Source organism: Bacillus sp. TH13 (genome assembly GCF_016651175.1).
Taxonomy (GTDB): Bacteria; Bacillota; Bacilli; order Bacillales; family Bacillaceae_G; genus Bacillus_A; species Bacillus_A thuringiensis_S.
In genome coordinates this window covers 210,548-226,637 of sequence record NZ_JAEKEJ010000001.1, presented here as the reverse complement: position 1 = coordinate 226,637, position 16,090 = coordinate 210,548, and the positions used below count along the sequence as shown (strand labels likewise).

The window sequence follows — 16,090 nt, the reverse complement described above, 5'->3', positions numbered from 1 at the left end:
TTATATGTTAATTCCCAGTCTCACCTTTAAAATTATCTCGCCATCTTAAAAACTTCACTTCTAGTAAACGTACAAGAGAGTCAGAAAACTTCCCAACAAATGCAAAGATAATTATGCCGACAAATACGATATCTGTATTTGAAAATTGCCTTGCATCCATAATCATATAGCCAATACCTTCTGTAGACCCCATAAGTTCTGCTACTACTAAACTCACCCATGCAACACCTAACGATAACCTTGCTCCTAGTAAAAGGTTAGGCAATGCGGCTGGTAAAATTAGTTTCGTGATTAATTTTCTTTTACTAAACTCTAACACTCTCGCAACATCAAATAACTTTGAATCCACACCTCTAATACCTAAAAATGCGTTTACGTATAAAGGAAAAAATGCACCATCTGCAATTAATAGCACTTTCGATGTTTCACCAAAACCGAACCATAATACGAAAAGCGGCGCAACAGCTAAATGAGGTACAGTTCTTAACATTTGCACAGATGGATCTAAATATTGCTCACTTCTCGTTGAAAATCCAACAATCGTTCCTAAAATGATTCCTAAGCCCCCACCAATAAAGAAACCAGCCGCAGCCCTGAATACACTAATACTTAAATGGCCGAATAACTCTCCTGTTTTAATAAGCTCTTGGAAAGCTAGAAAAATATCTAATGGTGTTGGTAAAACTGTTTTAGAAACAAGACCGAATACGCCAGCCAACTGCCAAATTATTAATATAATAACCGGTATAGTAATCGCCCTTACTAAAACCTTTACATTTAACTTTCGCACCTTCTTGACGCTGTTTTTCTCAATCGTTATACTCGTTGGTTTAATAACAGCTTTCGTATTTTCCACTTTACAAAACCTCTTTTCACTTCGCTTTCAATGCTTTTTCTACGAAAGAATTATCTACAACTTTTTCCGTCTTAATTTCTTTCTTTATAGAACCGAGCTTATATTGAAAATCCGCTGTCTTTTGTTGTTCTGCTATTATTTCCTTCGTTACCGGAACTAAAATTGGTTTGTCGTGATTAAACACTTCTTTTACGATCTCCGCATCTATCTTTTTTACAGAAGTATATACTTTTATTGCTTCATCTAAGTTAGCATCTTGCCATACACGTGCTTTCTCATAAACTTTGAGGAATTTCTCAACTAATTCTGGATGTTCTTTCGCAAATTTTGTTCTCGTAATTAAAAATTCTGGTGAAGAGGCATTTAATGTTTCACCGTCTGCAATCACCTTCGCACCTTTATTTAACGTATGTAATGATATGAAAGGGTCCCAAATCGCCCATGCATCTACTGATCCTGATTCGAATGCAGGCTGCGCTTCATCTGGTTGTAATTGAATGACATTTACATCTTTTGAATCAATCCCTTCTTTATCAAGTGCTCGATACAATAAATTAAAAGCACTACTTCCTTTTGCTACTGCAATTTTTTTACCTTTTAACTCTTTTACACTCGCAATCTTGCTATCTTTTTGAACAAGAATTCCAGTTCCTTTTCTCGCATAACTTGTATTGGCGATTTCGGTAAATCCAATACCTGCTGCTTGCGCTGAAATGACTGGAGAATTCCCTACTTCACCAAAGTCTAATCGGTTTGATGCGATTGCTTCAAAATAAGGAGGTCCACTTTGGAACTCTGTCCATTTCACTTTAACTCCTTCTTTTTTAAACTCCTCTTCAAACCACCCCTTTTTCTTTGCTAGTAATAGCGGGCTTAATCCTTGTTGTATACCAATTTGTATTGTTACATCTTCTTTCTTACTACTTGCTGTACTTTTTTCACATCCTAATAAACATACTGATATAGCTAAAGCAAAAGAAAGAACTTTAAATTTTTTATACATATAAAATCACCCTTTTCCTATATACTTGTTTGAATCAATCCTCCATATTCAAACTGCTGTAATACTTTCGTTCGAAGTTGTTGGAACGATTGAGAAGTTTTATTTCGCGGATAAGGCAAATTATTTTCAATTACTTTATGTATTTTTCCAAGCTTTGCACTCATAATGATGATTCGGTTTGAAAGATATATCGCTTCGTCTATATCATGTGTAACGAATATCATTGTTGTTTTCTTCTGCTCCCAAATATTTAGCAATACTTCTTGCAAATGACTTCGAGTAAAAGCATCTAGCGCTCCAAAAGGTTCATCAAGTAATAATACATTTGGATCTCTTAATAACGCTCTCGCTATCGCAACACGTTGTGACATCCCGCCTGAAATTTCTTTCGGATACGATTTTTCAAAGCCATCTAACCGAACGATTTCAACCCATTCTCTCACCTTATCTTTCACATACTTATCTTTTAACGACAAATCTGCCGCTATATTTTCTTCAACTGTTAACCATGGAAAAAGCCTATGTTCTTGAAAAATAAAACCTTGTTTCTTACTCGGTTTTAAGATAGACTCCCCGTCAATAACAACTTCACCTTCAAAATCATTATCTAGACCTGCAACAATTTTTAGTAATGTACTTTTTCCACACCCACTCGGACCAATTACTGTAACAAAATCCCCTTTCTCTAATTGAAAATTAATATTCTCTAATACTTGAACAGTACCAGTTTGTTTCAAAAAATATTTTGATACCCCATCAATTGAAACAGTCATTTCTTCCCCTCCTTAAAATGATTCATATAAATGAACAGATTCAGTATTTGTGCAATAAAAAAACCAAAGGCATTTTATCAACAGATAAAATGCCTTTGGTTTCTCCAATCAGCAATACGTTATGGAATTAAGTACATATTATACAAATATTTCCGATAAGTCAACTAGGTTTTATCAAAACATACATATGATTCGTTTGAACATTTTTACTGTTGTTTATTTGAACGATATCATTTACTTACTATTTCTTCTGATCTTTAATCCACTGTAACCAATAAGAAAACTCACATGCTAAATGCATTTGATGGGATTTAATTAGGCTATTAGGACAAAGGGCTGGGAACTCAACAACTAGACTTACTTCTATCCCTGTATCAGTATCTTTAAATTGATGTCGAACTCCACCAATAGTAGTACCATCTTTCATACGTGCAACACCTGTTGATTGGTATTGATAAGATTTATCTCTCGGTGTTTTTAATCCGGTTTCGTCACCAAAAACAATGAAAAATTGAACTGGAAACGGAGAATTACCAGTAGTTTCGATAACCTCTAATTCATTTTCCCCAAAGGGTCTTAGTACATAGTGATCAGGACAAGCAGATAAATTCACTTTGTTATTTTCACGTGATTGTTCAAGCATCAAACTATCAATTCCATGTATAGCTACTTCTGCTGTAATCCCATCTAAATAAATACTAGTTTTTGAAAATTTTCGTCTATCACCAGATAAAAGAGTACAGATACGCATACCTATTGCACTTAATCTAAGTTTTGATTTCAACTTTTCGTACACTTCATTGTATGTATATCGCAACTTTATTTCCGTTAGCTGTTTTATCATGACGTCTATATCATTTATTTCAGGCTCTTTATGTCCTAATGTATATAATACTTTTTTTATCCGTTCTCTTTTCCATTTTATAAGTTGCTCTTGTGAGATATTATTTCCATCGATAATAATTTTCATAAACTTTCTCCTTCCTTTTGATTGTATCGTAGTGTAGTTAATACTAAATTAACCATTTCATGTTTTGTATCTAGATTCAATTTTACTTCTGAATGAGCAATACTGCTAAGACCGTATAGAATAAACCCAGAAGCTAATAATGAGTTATCAGTATAAAAAAACCCTATGTTTACTCCCTCTTCAATTACTTGTCTAATTAACGGTTGCATACGTGTGAATAATTTCTGTTCCAGTTGAAAATGTTGTTCCGTCTGAAACGAACTCACATTTTTATAGGGTGCTAACTTTTCAATAAATGTCCAAAATATATCTAGTGAATCTTTCATCTTTTGCATGACAGACCGTTCATTTGAAACAAGTATTTCTTCAATTAACTCCATATTTTTCACAATACAGTCATTTAAAACTTCATCAACAAAATTCTCTTTAGACTTGAAGTAATAATAAAATAAGCCCGTTGCTACACCTGCATGATTCACAACATCTTTTATGCCAAATCCTTTCATACCATTTTTCATATATAGTTCAAAACCAATATCCATTAACTCTTGCCGTCTTATATCTGGTTCTTTTGATATTCTTTTCATAGGTCATCTCCTATTTTTTTCTTGCGACTGAATCTGATTCAATCATAAACGACTGAACTTGATTCAGTCAATCTTATTTCATAAATTTAAAATCAATTTAATAACTAAGCAACGAAATTTCTACAAAAAAAGTAATCTCAAGAAATATGCTACTAACCTTAGATTTATCAAAAAAGTTAGATCATATAACTTGAGACTACTCATTTCCATTCAAAATATTTATGTAATTAAATTTTAGTTCTTCTGCGCCCTGGCTGTCTCCAAAACTATTTGTGGAAGCTCTTTTTGAATGATTTCTTTCAGTCCATAAAGAGCTTCCTTCACATAACCACCTTCGAAATTTCCTAATGGTTCTGGTAATTCATCCTCATCTAATATGAAGTATTCTCCATTTGGAAGTACCATAATATCGATGATTAAATCTTCGAAGGAAACCACTTCGTCTTTTATTTGTGTGTTTTTTACGATATTAAAATAGGAACCTAAATAATTTCCTTTTATATCTCTCCAAACGTATAAATTGTACGAACGATCTTTCCAGTAATATGCGATTGTATAACTCCCTTTTGGGATTGTTAACTTAGTATCTTTTGCAGTCATTGTAAATGAATACTGCACCTCGTGAAATAAAACGATACTTTGTGATTGCTTTTCAAGTAATAAGCAATTGTGATCTACTATCGTTGAGTTATACCGGATTTTTCTTTCTATAATTTCACTTTTCGATGTAAGTAACTTATTCATTATTTTGTTTCCCCTTATACTAGTTCTATCCTCAATTATATCCACTTATCTAACGATAAAGAAGTATATAGTTTTTTATATAATGATTTATACAAGTACACAAGAAAAACTCCTTCTTATTTAGAAAGAGTTTTTCACTATCCATGTTTCATATTTTTTCACTTCTAACGGAAGCTTATTTGTTTTTATGTAACTAACAGCACTATTACTCATGTTTTAACTTTTCCTTAACCGCATCATAAAATTTTCGTTCTTCATCAACATTTAAGTGCACACGACTTACTGTTTTAGAAAATCCATATAACAACTGTGCTTTCACTGGCTCTTTTAATGTTATTTCAAAAGTAGCAGGTTCTTTTATGAACTCCATAACAGTTGCATCCAATACCTGTTTCCCTTCTTTTGCCGTTAGCAATTCATCACCCTTGTAGAACGCAATATTATCAATTTGTGTAAATGGTATAACAATTTTCTTTCCTAATCCAATTTGAATGATTACTTGTTCTTCTGTTACGTTAAGTGGATTTTTACGCATCGCTTGTATTTCAGCTATAAAATAAATCATCGCGTATACATTTAAAATAAGTAAAATCCATGCTATTACTGGATTCCACTGGTGTAGCAAATAATGAAAACCAATACTTTCTATTAAGGTCGCATGGATGATCATGATATATACACCTATTGCACCAGTCTTTTTGTGATATGAGTATACGTATTCACCTTCTGGTACTTTTTCACGCCACGATAAAAATGCATAATAGATTAACTTACACTCCGTTACAATGATATCTATTAATTTATTTCTTTTCATAGTAGCGTCAAACGCAGCATCAATTGCATAAGAAAATGAAGAGTACTCACTTTTATATTCTTTATATTTTTTTATTATGGTAGGAAGCTTTCTAACAATTTTATATAGAAGGAATAACTCTAAACATACAAAAGCAATTTCTCCTGCAACTATAATATAAGAAACGTATGAAAAATCTTGTAAATAGTCACTTGGAATAATAAATCTTGCAAAAATATAACCAGCTATTACAACAGGAACTATATACGTTAACGAGTACCTTTTTCGAATAATGAAGAAATACGTGATGATTGGAATGACAAACATGCAATCTAATAATGACCCAAGTACAACTTCTTTCGGCGCAGCTGGTACTATTGGAAGAGCATACAATAAATAGTTTGATAGCATAATTAAAGAGACGAGTCCAATCCAAATACCTTTTCGCCTTCGCGATAGTGTAACATTCATACGTTCACTCCTTTATTTAATAACCTCATTTAAGTGGTCTTTATAAAATGAAATGGCACGTTCAAATTCTTTTACTTCCTCTACTTTCACGACAGTTTCAAGTAATAATTTCATCGCTGACTCGTGATCGTTTACGTTATATTTTGCTAATGATAAAAATACTTTCATCGGATCGTTCTCTGGGAATTTTTTCACCCCAGCTTCTAATACTGTAATTGCCTTTTCATATTCCCCTATACAACGATATGTACTTCCTAGACCAATATAAGCACCGCAAAGGGATTCGCCATCAAGTCCATTTGCGATTGCCTGCTCATAATACGGAACTGCTTCTGTTTCTAGCCCCATTACATCATGTATCCACGCACACTGATACAGTACTTCTGCATCCTTTGTAAAGTTTGTTAATCCTATAAGCATCTCTTTAGACTGCGCATATTTCTTTTCGTTTCTAAGTTTAATAGCTTGCTTTAATAAATGTTCCATAGAATCCACTCCTCACCAATTATTCTGTGTATAGCTCTTGATTGATATACGCTTCACATTCGTGTAAAAGTAAAATTCCCATCAATTAAAGTTTCGCTTACTTATTACTATGCGGATTCATTCTTATCTAAAAACTTAATTTTAAAAAGCAGTGACACGATTACATAATACCTCTAAGCTTTTGACAATTTCTTTCGCCGTTTCATCTTTTCCATTACACAACTTCCCTTTACCATCCTGTCCAATTACATAATGTACAGCTCCACGCGAATATAAAGAATGTGGTGAATTTGCAATCATTACATTCGCCCTTGCTTCTTTCATTCTATTTTTCGCTCTTTCAAACAGTTCTTCTTCATTTAAATCACTTTCAAGTTTAAAACCAACAAGTACTGTTTCTGGGTCCCATTCTTTTATTTGTTTTAATACTTTTGGAGCCTTTTGAAAGTGAATAATCGGTGCTATATCACTTGAAATTTTTCCGTCCATATTAAGAACATTACCATCTTGATCACAAATTTTCTCCACAATCCAATCTGATCCAGCCGCTGCCATAATGACTGCATCAACCTTTTCATGTGTGATGATACTTTTCATTTTATCTTGTAAATCAACAATTCCTTCAAATGGATGTAATTCTAACCCTCTATGTACATCGCTCGGTTTCTCCGCAAAATAACCGTGCAAATATATAACATGTGCCCCTTTAGCTATAAGTTCTTCTGCGATTATCCTTCCGATTGTACCTTTAGCCATATTCGTATGCCCGCGTACTTGATCCCATTTTTCTAGACAACCACCGCTCGTAATTAATACCTTTTTCCCCTTCATTGTAACCATCCCTTACTAATTTTTCTTACGAAACCATTCTGTTCCAAAGTCAACTATATCACGCTGTTTCATTAGACGACACGTTGCATTCCCTATCTTCCCGTTTTTTACAGTTCCTTTTCGCTCAAACTCCACACCAATTTCTACAAACTTCTCAGATTCGTAATCCATTTCAACAAACTCTTTCCACACTCTTTCACCGTTTTCTATAATAGGTGCTCCTACTTGTATTAACTCACATGCACCAGTACGCACCTCGGATAAATGAACAGACGTATTTGAATCATATCCAACACCAATTAATAATACGTACCCGTCTAAATCGTATATTTTTCTTAATGGAGATTCTTCTCCAAAGCTCATTGATAATGAATGGTTCATTGTTATTTCTACTGCATGTTTTCCCCATGCAGCAAAACTTCCTAACGGATGATTACTACGTACTACATTCGGATATGTACGAAAACATTCAACTATTTCACCCATTCCCCTTGTTGGGGTTATACGTGAATCAAATGCAGGGACGTTATCTCGGATAATTTGCCACCAGTCTTCCGGTACAGGTGGTCTTGACCAATGTTTCGGATCGGACAAATCCGAAGATTGCGTTGGCATTATTATCGTTCCTTCTTCCGTAACAACTTTCATTAATGCTTCTACTACGGCAACCGCACCACCAGATATCCATCCGATAGAACTTAGTGATGAATGAACGATAATTGTCATTCCTTTTTCGATTCCTAATGCTTTTAAATCTTTTGTTATTGTTTCGATTGTATTTGGAAATTGTGTGCTTGCTACTATTTCATTCATTTTCATATTGGTTCCCTCACTAGCCACGTAAATTTAAACTTTTATATAAATATATTATCATATTTTTCTTAATTTTTAACTTAATCATATTCATTACTACAAAAATATGTATATTGGTGTACTGAAGCCTCAAAACTCTATTAAAATCGTAGATATTGATGAGCGAGAGTTTTTGAAATGAAGAAAAATGTAAATCTTATTTTTTTAAGCTATACTCCATATGCATATTTTTATACTATTTTTCCAAATAACAATGAAATCTTTCGATTCCCGTATATTTTTCTCCTAAACTTTTAACTTGAAAACCCATTCTTTTATAAAATTCTACCGCCCCATCGTCTGTCTCTGCTTCTATATAAGTCAATTGATATATTCTTACAATCTCTTTAATCATTTGCAGTGCAATTCCTTTTTGACGATAATCTGAAGCCACTGCTATATGACATACTCGTGCTTTAGTTGCTCCGATTACTTCAATACCTATACAAGCTTTTTCTTCATATTTGTACAAAGTCCCTTTATTACTTTGGTAAAATAATACTGCCTTCTTTAAGCTTATTTCATTTGGACCGACGGCATATTGTAGCACATTTAATATTGAATCTTTTTCAATTTGTTCAACACGCTGTAAATTCATATTTTCATCCCTTTCTATGAAAAAAGACTAACTCTTAATAAAAAGAGCTAATCTCATTACGCCGTTATTTTTTCTTCTTTTTTTACAACGACAGCCACATAACTATGAAGTATCATTCCAATAATAACGAGACTCATACCAACCCAAGATAAAGATGACGGAATTGGTGCAGATAACCAGATCAGCTCTCCTACTAGCGCAAATAAAACTTCACCTGACTGCGTCGCTTCCACTGTTGCTAGTTTTTGTGGATCATCTTTCACAAGATCTGTTGCAAAGAAAAATAATATTGTCGCGATTAACCCAGAACTAACTGCTACAATAAAACATTGAAAAACTTGGCTACTTGACGGTAATCCGCCAGTTGATACTTCGTAACCAGATAATAAAAACCAAAATGGTAAACTTGCTAATGTCATACCGAGTACTCGCTGAAATACATCTAATTCCCCTTTACAAACTTGCATCATTTTTCTATTTCCAAGAGGATACGCAAATGCTGCAATAAGTACAGGAACTACGCATAAAACGGTTTCACGAATACCTAATGAAGAAGCATGTTCTACTTGCATGAGAACAACACCGAATAAAATAATGCCCGACATAACTAATTCCTTCATCGGAAGTTTTTTATGTAGTGGATCCACCGCAAAAAATGGTGTTAACAAAATCCCTGCAACAATTGTAATTTGCCATGTTGATGCAACGAGCCAACCTGGTCCGAACGCTCCAGCAAAACTGAGCGGTGCATAAAAGAGACCAAATCCAACGATACTCCATACTAACCATTCTTTCGGATTGTTTTTCATATATTGAAAGAGTTGCTTTAAGTTCCCTCTATACATAACAATAAGTAATAGCATTGGAACCATAAAATAATACCGTAATGATGCACTCCAAATCCAGCTTCCACCTTCTAAGTCCATTGCCCGGTTTAAAACAAAGGTAAAGGCAAAGAAAAATGATGCCAGTATCCCTATAACAATTGCTTTCATTGTAAAACCCCTTGTTTAGTTTCTTCCTAATACTATACAACAAAATAAATATAATTAAAATTCACAATCTTTAACTTGTATGTAATCTAGCTCTATATAATTTCCTCAATCGACTTATATGAGCTTGATGATACCGATTATGATCTGCTATATGCCATATTCCCCATCTTATAGTCGCATTTTCCCCTTTTTCATACAAAACTTTCCGCGTTAAATCAGTTTCTGTTAGTTTCATACATTCTTCATAAAACAATTTTTGCACTGCTTCATAATCTTGCATTAACTCTTGCAACGTGTATTTTCTTAAACTCGGTATTTCTCCTACTTCATTCAACATAGGCCCATATTTATTTTCAAATGTTGTTGGAACATCTTCTCCCTTGAAACGATACACCCAATGTAAATCGACAACTGCTAAATGCTGAAGTAACTGCCCAATACTATTTTCATTATTTTCAGACCCTTTATAGGATAGTTCGTTCTCTTCAGTACCTTCTACTAGCCTTTGCAATCTATTAAACGTATCAGCAACCGTCGCATACAAAATCGCTACTTGAGGGTCCATATTTCTTTCTAAATAGAGATCTTTCATACAAAACTTCCTCTCTTAAAAGAACAACACCATATGTTCATCATCACTATACAAACCATTCATTTTTATAGCCCTTTTTTCAATTCCGTACGTTTTAAATCCCATTGATTCATATAAGCGTTTTGCTGGTTCGTTCGTTGACACAACCCCTAAATTCAATTGCTCTAGCTTCATCTCTTTTGCCCTTTCAATTGCTTTACGTATTAAATCACGTGCAAGACCACTTCTTCGATTTTCAGTATCTACATACATTGCAACGATATGTCCTTTATGCTTATATGCGTCTTTTTCTTCTGTTAATAAAGTAACAACCCCAACTAAACGATTTTCATTATTAAAAGCACCAAATGTAAAACTACTATTGGATGAAAGATTACTAGCAACTCGTTCAAGAGGGTTTTCTTGACGTACTGCTTCTTCATAAGTCGTTATAAATGCTTCTGGATTTACTTGTAATGCTTGTAAACGTAACTCCCAATATTGTTTTGCATCCGCTTTTGTAAGTAATCGAATCATTTTATCTTCCCCTTTTTAATTGACATAATATTTTTATAGGTTATTATTTTTTGATTCATACTCTTCTTTTAATATACTGTAACGATAGCGATGAATGAACTTTCCCTGTCTCAATCGATCATTTCTCATTAACCCTTCGCATACAAATCCGGCATTTTCATAACTCTGTTTAGCTTGTGTATTATCTTCATCTACACGTAACCAAATTTTCTCCAATTCAAACTGGGAAAAACCTATTTGTAACATGCTGTTTAGAGCTGCCATTCCAAATCCTTTACCCCAATAGTCTTTATTTCCAATCGCAATTCCTAGTTCAGCATTTTTATTTGTTTTATCAAAATTTTTAAGGTCTACCCATCCAATATGTATACCTGCCTCAGTAACGATTGCCCTTTGTTCATAACCATTTTTTCGACTTATACAAGCTTCAATCCAGTTTCTCGTATCTCCACGAGTGAACGGAGGATATTGATCTGGTACGACTAAATGCTTTGTTACATCTCTATCTAATGACCATTGATAGCGATCTTCTACATCATCTAGTGTCAATTCTCTTAATTGAACATATGGTACATTCATTTTTCTCTCCCCTTTTTATTTACCAATAGAAAATCCTTCGAACACTCTTCCACCATACTGTTCTAACGTCTTTTCTATAAAATGAATTAATTCATTTTTCTCTCCCGTTTTATAAAAATAATCAAAAGCCGCTACAAATTTGTTTGCATATTGCTCATCATATCTTCTTACCACCCTAATAAACCATTTTGAACTCCCAAGCCACTTACCATTTACTCTTAATACATATTCATGTACTAAATCCGCTAATAAATTAGCGATAAACAATTCTTCTTCTCTTTTTGTTGCACCAATAAAGTCATCTAAAGTATCCGTAATAAAATATCGCTTCTGCTTAATCGTTTCTTCGGACCATTTAGCTGGTCCTTTATGTAGTAAATCATTCGCTTCTTTTTTTAATCTCTCAACAATTTCCTTTTCCCCTTTTAATGCAATCCCTTCTGAAACTAATTGTGGTAACGACGGTCTCCCTCGATCACAATCCATTTTGAAAAAGGTTTTATATGTTTCAAAATTATGAACAAACACCTCAACAGGCCATCCATTACTATAGAAAGATTCTCTATAACAAGAAGTTAAACTTTGGTCAACTATTACAATATCAAGGTCAGATGTTTTCGTCGCTTCTCCTCGTGCAACGCTTCCACCGAGTAAAGCTACATCACAATTCGGAAATTGTGATGTAATTATGCTTTGTGCTGCTTCAATTGGTTTCATAGCCGTTCCTCTTTTCTTATTTCACTTTCTTTTTTTCAGCTCTTTCTCTCGCTTTTTTTATATAGCTTTCTGCATCTGGTGTTTTACATGATGTTGCACCGTGATCAACCTCTACTTTTCCAATTTCACGTGCAATTTCAATTGCTTGTCGCTCTAAGTCTTCATTACGAATTCCTATTGCGATTAAAGCACTATTCATCGCTTCTTTTTTCTATTTTTTTCATTATGTATATTTTCTTTAATCTCTTCTAAGTATGGAGAGAAGAAACCATCATGTAACGCTTTATTTTTAATCGATATATTTGCTAACAAAGACCAGCCAGCTCTTCCAATCCATTCATCATTAGACTTTGTCCACTCTTCCATTCTTTCTATTGCAATTGGCGAAGTACATATAGATGTCATAAAAACATCCATTAAACAGTAATAATCAACATCCTGAACCCAACTATTAAGCTGTTCTGTTGTTAAATTCTTCGGGTCTAAAATATAAGTTGCTAATGTCATTGCGTCCATATTTTTCGTTTCCCACAATTCAACTGCTAAATCGGTATCTTTTTTTATTTTCTTTTTTAACAATTTTAAATTTGCAAAACTAACTCCGAATAGTGGCTCTTTCGCTCCGTGGTTTTTATACGTTTTACGATTTTGTTCTGTTCCATATTCCTCTAGTTGCTGCATTACTTCCTCAAGTAACATATACCCACCTCTTTATCTTTTATGTTGACTGTATATATGTATGTACGATATATTCTACATTACTTTTCGGTTTTCCTATATTTATTTTTAAAATACGGTATGTGAAATTTCTAAAGATTGCACAGCTACACCATCAAAAAACTGTACATGTTAAACATAGAGTTTTTTGATGGTATCAATTTTGCGTAGAATAAGATATAAACTACGAAAGAACTTTTAATGGTCCTCTCAATCACCTATTTTTTCAACTAAATTTTTTACATCTGACCACTCTTCTATTGACCCTGCATCCGGAAAAACTGTAACTACATTAAAATTCGCACCTTTTTCTTTCCCAATTTGTTTAGCTGCTAATAAATTCGCTGCCGCAGAAGTTCCTATTTTTATACCAGTATCTTTATAAAAACGTGCCATTTCATACAGGGTATCTTCATATGAATAAGTCCATTGTTTTTCTATCAAATTTTCTTCCTGTTCTATGAAATGTTGTTTCCTTCCTAAGCCGAACCCACCGGATCCAGCATATTTCTTTAAATCATTTGGTGGTTGTTCCGAGCCATAGGGCAATTCAGCAGGCATTACTAAATGTAGTTCAACATTTTTTGTATAATTCTTTATTGCTGTATAGACTCCCATTAGAGTTCCACCAGTACCAGCAGATGCTACCCATGCATGTATTGGTTTTCCAATCATTTGTGCAATAATTTCTCGCCCTGTACCTTCAATATGACTTACTATATTTGCATTATTATAGTGTTGGAATAAAAAGTATAATTCTGGCTTTTGTTTGCTAATCTCTATTGCCTTCTCAATTACAGCGTAAAACCCCTTACATTTATCAACTAAGATTACGTTAGCACCATAATATTCGAGTTTATTTAATAGAGATTGACCAATTGCAGAACTTAACACTAACGTGCATTCAATCCCTAAATAATTACAAATACACCCAATTGACCTCGCTAAGCTTCCACCACTATACTCTAAAATATTTTGTATTTTGTCCGCTTCTTGTAAATATTTATTAATCATTGCAAGTGCTGCCCTATCCTTAATCGATCCTGTAGGATTGTGCCATTCACATTTAGCATAGATAGAAAGGTTCTTCGTTTCTTCGCATTTTAATTTCATGAGAGGTGTATTTCCAACATGTTTAGAAAACTCTTCAAAATGGTTTACTATCATACTTTTATACCTCCTTCATAAATTATGTTTATTACATTTGTTCTTAGCAAAAATACTTTCTACATTTTAATAACTCTCTCAATAAGATTTTCTTATATAAAAATCCCTACAAACACTGCAGGGATTTATGTCTAAATCATTTTGTTACACTCTATTTCATATGAAAATAGTTTCCTTATTCAGCTGCATTCATAAGCACAATTCTCCAACCATCTGGATCCTCTATTGTGGTTCCTTTCTCTATCCAATACGGGTTTTCTGGTTCCACCTCATGATAGCCCATATTACTTAATCGATTCACTATCTTTTCAATTTCATCTTTATTAGGCATATAAAAAACTAGTAAATTATCTTTTGTCGGTGCCGGACATGGACTTCCATTAACATGTGTAGTAAACTCCAAATGATACTCTTCATCTGGTAATCCAAACATAACCCCGTCATATCCTTCGTGATTGTGAAATTCCCCTATACGTTTTAGTCCTAATCCTGTTTCATAAAAACTTATCACTTCTTCAAATTTATCTGTTGGTCTTGCAATTCTAAATTGAACCCAATTCTTCATGCAAATCTCCTCCTTTTCATTTTCCAAAGCTTTATAGTAATTAATATAGGTTACATATATTCCCTTTAACATCCCTCATTAGTGTGAGCTTCCTAAGTTGAAAGACCTATTAGTTAATAAACAATAGGACTTTCGTATAAAATTCATATAAAATTAGTTATATAAATGTAGAGATAAAATACAAGCTATTACGTATGAAATAGTTCTCCTTGCAGGGCCTTTATATACCGATCAGCAGATCTTTGTACAGCTTTATTCGCATCTTCCACCACACCATGAAATGCATTATATAGTCGACTAAATTGGATATCTTTTACTTTCTCTGCCATATCTCTAACTTTATTCGCTGGTAATGGAATGAGATTGGGATAACTATACATAAAACTTACCCATTTTCGATCCGAAACTACTTGTATAATATCACCTGATAACAAAATACCTTTCCCTTCATTACCATCTTTCCAATGTATAACAGTCCCGCCCTTAAAATGGCCTCCTAAGCGGTGCAATATAAGTTCTTCCGATAATATCAGATGCTCCCCAGACCAAAATTTAATTTGCTTACTCGGACGAACCACCCACTCTTTATCATCTTCATGAATATAAATAGGTACATTGAATGTTTCCGCCCATTTAACTTGTGTAGAGTAATAATGTGGATGAGAAAGTGCTATTGCTTGAATACCACCTAAATCATATATACGTTGTATCGTTTTATCATCTAAATAACTAATGCAATCCCACATAACATTTAGAGTTTTACTTTGTATTAAAAATGCTGTTTGTCCAATCGCAAATTTAGGTTTAGTAGTAATGCTATACAAACCGCTTTCTTCTTTTATTATTTCGTTTTTGTATAAATTGCTATTTTGCATTGTTTCTAATGTTGTCCATGACTGCCCAATTGGATTAACATATTGTCTTTCCTCATTACAAATTTTACAACGAGAAGGTGCTTCTTCATTTTCGAGATACTGTACTCCACATGTAGTGCAAATATAATTATTCATATTCCCACTCCTTTTTTTATGTAATTGTTTCTTTACGAATATTTTAATAAAAAACAAAAATATTCGAATCAATAATTGGAATGAAAATGAAGTGATACGAAAGTATAATTTGATGATTGAAAGTTTAAATAATAAAGTTTAATTTCATCCTATTTTTCAAAACTGCAATTGATATAAAATCTTGCATACTTTTGAGTAAACTTTTTTACACTTGTAAAAAAGTTTTTTTGCATTTCCCTACCTATAATTGCTAATATAGTAGAGTAGA

General features: G+C 33.3%; 19 protein-coding genes and 1 pseudogene. All 20 read right to left on the bottom strand.

The annotated features are described in order from the left end of the window. Positions 1-7: 7 nt before the first annotated feature. Complete coding sequence (locus tag JFU02_RS01150) at positions 8-856, bottom strand: ABC transporter permease (protein WP_086407439.1); 849 nt, start codon at positions 854-856, stop codon at positions 8-10. Between the two features lie 16 nt (positions 857-872). After that, positions 873-1,859: an aliphatic sulfonate ABC transporter substrate-binding protein gene (locus JFU02_RS01145; protein ID WP_097888510.1), complete on the bottom strand. Its 987-nt coding sequence runs from the start codon at positions 1,857-1,859 to the stop codon at positions 873-875. A gap of 17 nt (positions 1,860-1,876) precedes the next feature. After that, entirely contained in the window at positions 1,877-2,632 is a 756-nt protein-coding gene (locus JFU02_RS01140; RefSeq protein ID WP_061666547.1) for an ABC transporter ATP-binding protein, read from the bottom strand. Between the two features lie 241 nt (positions 2,633-2,873). Then, positions 2,874-3,602 (bottom strand): hypothetical protein, encoded by a 729-nt coding sequence (locus JFU02_RS01135; RefSeq protein ID WP_061666544.1) that lies wholly within the window; start codon positions 3,600-3,602, stop codon positions 2,874-2,876. Continuing rightward, positions 3,599-4,189: a TetR/AcrR family transcriptional regulator gene (locus tag JFU02_RS01130; RefSeq protein WP_201069444.1), complete on the bottom strand. Its 591-nt coding sequence runs from the start codon at positions 4,187-4,189 to the stop codon at positions 3,599-3,601. Before JFU02_RS01130 ends, JFU02_RS01135 begins: the two co-directional genes overlap by 4 nt. Before the next feature lie 234 nt (positions 4,190-4,423). After that, positions 4,424-4,933, bottom strand: coding sequence for a ribonuclease FAU-1 family protein (locus JFU02_RS01125; RefSeq protein WP_201069443.1), 510 nt, complete (start codon positions 4,931-4,933; stop codon positions 4,424-4,426). A 205-nt stretch (positions 4,934-5,138) separates the two neighbouring features. After that, the gene (locus tag JFU02_RS01120) at positions 5,139-6,197 is read right to left on the bottom strand and encodes a hypothetical protein (RefSeq protein ID WP_023522255.1); all 1,059 of its coding nucleotides are present in this window, start codon (positions 6,195-6,197) and stop codon (positions 5,139-5,141) included. A 12-nt stretch (positions 6,198-6,209) separates the two neighbouring features. Further along, a complete protein-coding gene (locus JFU02_RS01115) occupies positions 6,210-6,683 on the bottom strand; it encodes a tetratricopeptide repeat protein (RefSeq protein WP_142337868.1) in 474 nt (157 codons plus the stop codon). Positions 6,684-6,824: 141 nt separating this feature from the next. Continuing rightward, complete coding sequence (locus JFU02_RS01110) at positions 6,825-7,514, bottom strand: phosphopantothenoylcysteine decarboxylase domain-containing protein (RefSeq protein ID WP_016081196.1); 690 nt, start codon at positions 7,512-7,514, stop codon at positions 6,825-6,827. 15 nt (positions 7,515-7,529) lie between these two features. Further along, positions 7,530-8,333: an AAC(3) family N-acetyltransferase gene (locus JFU02_RS01105; protein WP_000783341.1), complete on the bottom strand. Its 804-nt coding sequence runs from the start codon at positions 8,331-8,333 to the stop codon at positions 7,530-7,532. Between the two features lie 229 nt (positions 8,334-8,562). Continuing rightward, positions 8,563-8,964 carry a GNAT family N-acetyltransferase gene (locus tag JFU02_RS01100; RefSeq protein WP_016081195.1) on the bottom strand — a complete coding sequence of 134 codons (402 nt, stop codon included), beginning with the start codon at positions 8,962-8,964 and terminating at the stop codon, positions 8,563-8,565. Positions 8,965-9,020: 56 nt separating this feature from the next. Continuing rightward, entirely contained in the window at positions 9,021-9,959 is a 939-nt protein-coding gene (locus tag JFU02_RS01095; RefSeq protein WP_016081194.1) for a DMT family transporter, read from the bottom strand. Between the two features lie 70 nt (positions 9,960-10,029). Then, the gene (locus JFU02_RS01090; protein WP_000654221.1) at positions 10,030-10,551 is read right to left on the bottom strand and encodes a DinB family protein; all 522 of its coding nucleotides are present in this window, start codon (positions 10,549-10,551) and stop codon (positions 10,030-10,032) included. Positions 10,552-10,566: 15 nt separating this feature from the next. Next, positions 10,567-11,067 carry a GNAT family N-acetyltransferase gene (locus JFU02_RS01085; RefSeq protein ID WP_086407433.1) on the bottom strand — a complete coding sequence of 167 codons (501 nt, stop codon included), beginning with the start codon at positions 11,065-11,067 and terminating at the stop codon, positions 10,567-10,569. A 33-nt stretch (positions 11,068-11,100) separates the two neighbouring features. After that, complete coding sequence (locus tag JFU02_RS01080) at positions 11,101-11,646, bottom strand: GNAT family N-acetyltransferase (RefSeq protein WP_097960194.1); 546 nt, start codon at positions 11,644-11,646, stop codon at positions 11,101-11,103. 15 nt (positions 11,647-11,661) lie between these two features. Further along, a complete protein-coding gene (locus JFU02_RS01075; protein ID WP_201069442.1) occupies positions 11,662-12,363 on the bottom strand; it encodes a nucleotidyltransferase domain-containing protein in 702 nt (233 codons plus the stop codon). 16 nt (positions 12,364-12,379) lie between these two features. Next, positions 12,380-13,062 (bottom strand): annotated as a pseudogene (locus JFU02_RS01070) (DNA alkylation repair protein). 228 nt (positions 13,063-13,290) lie between these two features. Next, positions 13,291-14,247 (bottom strand): PLP-dependent cysteine synthase family protein, encoded by a 957-nt coding sequence (locus JFU02_RS01065; RefSeq protein WP_086407429.1) that lies wholly within the window; start codon positions 14,245-14,247, stop codon positions 13,291-13,293. 175 nt (positions 14,248-14,422) lie between these two features. Continuing rightward, positions 14,423-14,812 (bottom strand): VOC family protein, encoded by a 390-nt coding sequence (locus JFU02_RS01060; RefSeq protein ID WP_000800669.1) that lies wholly within the window; start codon positions 14,810-14,812, stop codon positions 14,423-14,425. Positions 14,813-15,000: 188 nt separating this feature from the next. Continuing rightward, positions 15,001-15,822, bottom strand: coding sequence for an MBL fold metallo-hydrolase (locus JFU02_RS01055; protein WP_061666519.1), 822 nt, complete (start codon positions 15,820-15,822; stop codon positions 15,001-15,003). Positions 15,823-16,090 lie beyond the last annotated feature (268 nt).

What these genes read in the sequence shown, in the direction of transcription:
- JFU02_RS01145 (WP_097888510.1), bottom strand. Translation starts at nt 1,859, where the DNA reads ATGTATAAAAAATTTAAAGTTCTTTCTTTTGCTTTAGCTATATCAGTA.
- JFU02_RS01140 (WP_061666547.1), bottom strand. Translation starts at nt 2,632, where the DNA reads ATGACTGTTTCAATTGATGGGGTATCAAAATATTTTTTGAAACAAACT.
- JFU02_RS01135 (WP_061666544.1), bottom strand. Translation starts at nt 3,602, where the DNA reads ATGAAAATTATTATCGATGGAAATAATATCTCACAAGAGCAACTTATA.
- JFU02_RS01130 (WP_201069444.1), bottom strand. Translation starts at nt 4,189, where the DNA reads ATGAAAAGAATATCAAAAGAACCAGATATAAGACGGCAAGAGTTAATG.
- JFU02_RS01125 (WP_201069443.1), bottom strand. Translation starts at nt 4,933, where the DNA reads ATGAATAAGTTACTTACATCGAAAAGTGAAATTATAGAAAGAAAAATC.
- JFU02_RS01120 (WP_023522255.1), bottom strand. Translation starts at nt 6,197, where the DNA reads ATGAATGTTACACTATCGCGAAGGCGAAAAGGTATTTGGATTGGACTC.
- JFU02_RS01115 (WP_142337868.1), bottom strand. Translation starts at nt 6,683, where the DNA reads ATGGAACATTTATTAAAGCAAGCTATTAAACTTAGAAACGAAAAGAAA.
- JFU02_RS01110 (WP_016081196.1), bottom strand. Translation starts at nt 7,514, where the DNA reads ATGAAGGGGAAAAAGGTATTAATTACGAGCGGTGGTTGTCTAGAAAAA.
- JFU02_RS01105 (WP_000783341.1), bottom strand. Translation starts at nt 8,333, where the DNA reads ATGAAAATGAATGAAATAGTAGCAAGCACACAATTTCCAAATACAATC.
- JFU02_RS01100 (WP_016081195.1), bottom strand. Translation starts at nt 8,964, where the DNA reads ATGAATTTACAGCGTGTTGAACAAATTGAAAAAGATTCAATATTAAAT.
- JFU02_RS01095 (WP_016081194.1), bottom strand. Translation starts at nt 9,959, where the DNA reads ATGAAAGCAATTGTTATAGGGATACTGGCATCATTTTTCTTTGCCTTT.
- JFU02_RS01090 (WP_000654221.1), bottom strand. Translation starts at nt 10,551, where the DNA reads ATGAAAGATCTCTATTTAGAAAGAAATATGGACCCTCAAGTAGCGATT.
- JFU02_RS01085 (WP_086407433.1), bottom strand. Translation starts at nt 11,067, where the DNA reads ATGATTCGATTACTTACAAAAGCGGATGCAAAACAATATTGGGAGTTA.
- JFU02_RS01080 (WP_097960194.1), bottom strand. Translation starts at nt 11,646, where the DNA reads ATGAATGTACCATATGTTCAATTAAGAGAATTGACACTAGATGATGTA.
- JFU02_RS01075 (WP_201069442.1), bottom strand. Translation starts at nt 12,363, where the DNA reads ATGAAACCAATTGAAGCAGCACAAAGCATAATTACATCACAATTTCCG.
- JFU02_RS01065 (WP_086407429.1), bottom strand. Translation starts at nt 14,247, where the DNA reads ATGATAGTAAACCATTTTGAAGAGTTTTCTAAACATGTTGGAAATACA.
- JFU02_RS01060 (WP_000800669.1), bottom strand. Translation starts at nt 14,812, where the DNA reads ATGAAGAATTGGGTTCAATTTAGAATTGCAAGACCAACAGATAAATTT.
- JFU02_RS01055 (WP_061666519.1), bottom strand. Translation starts at nt 15,822, where the DNA reads ATGAATAATTATATTTGCACTACATGTGGAGTACAGTATCTCGAAAAT.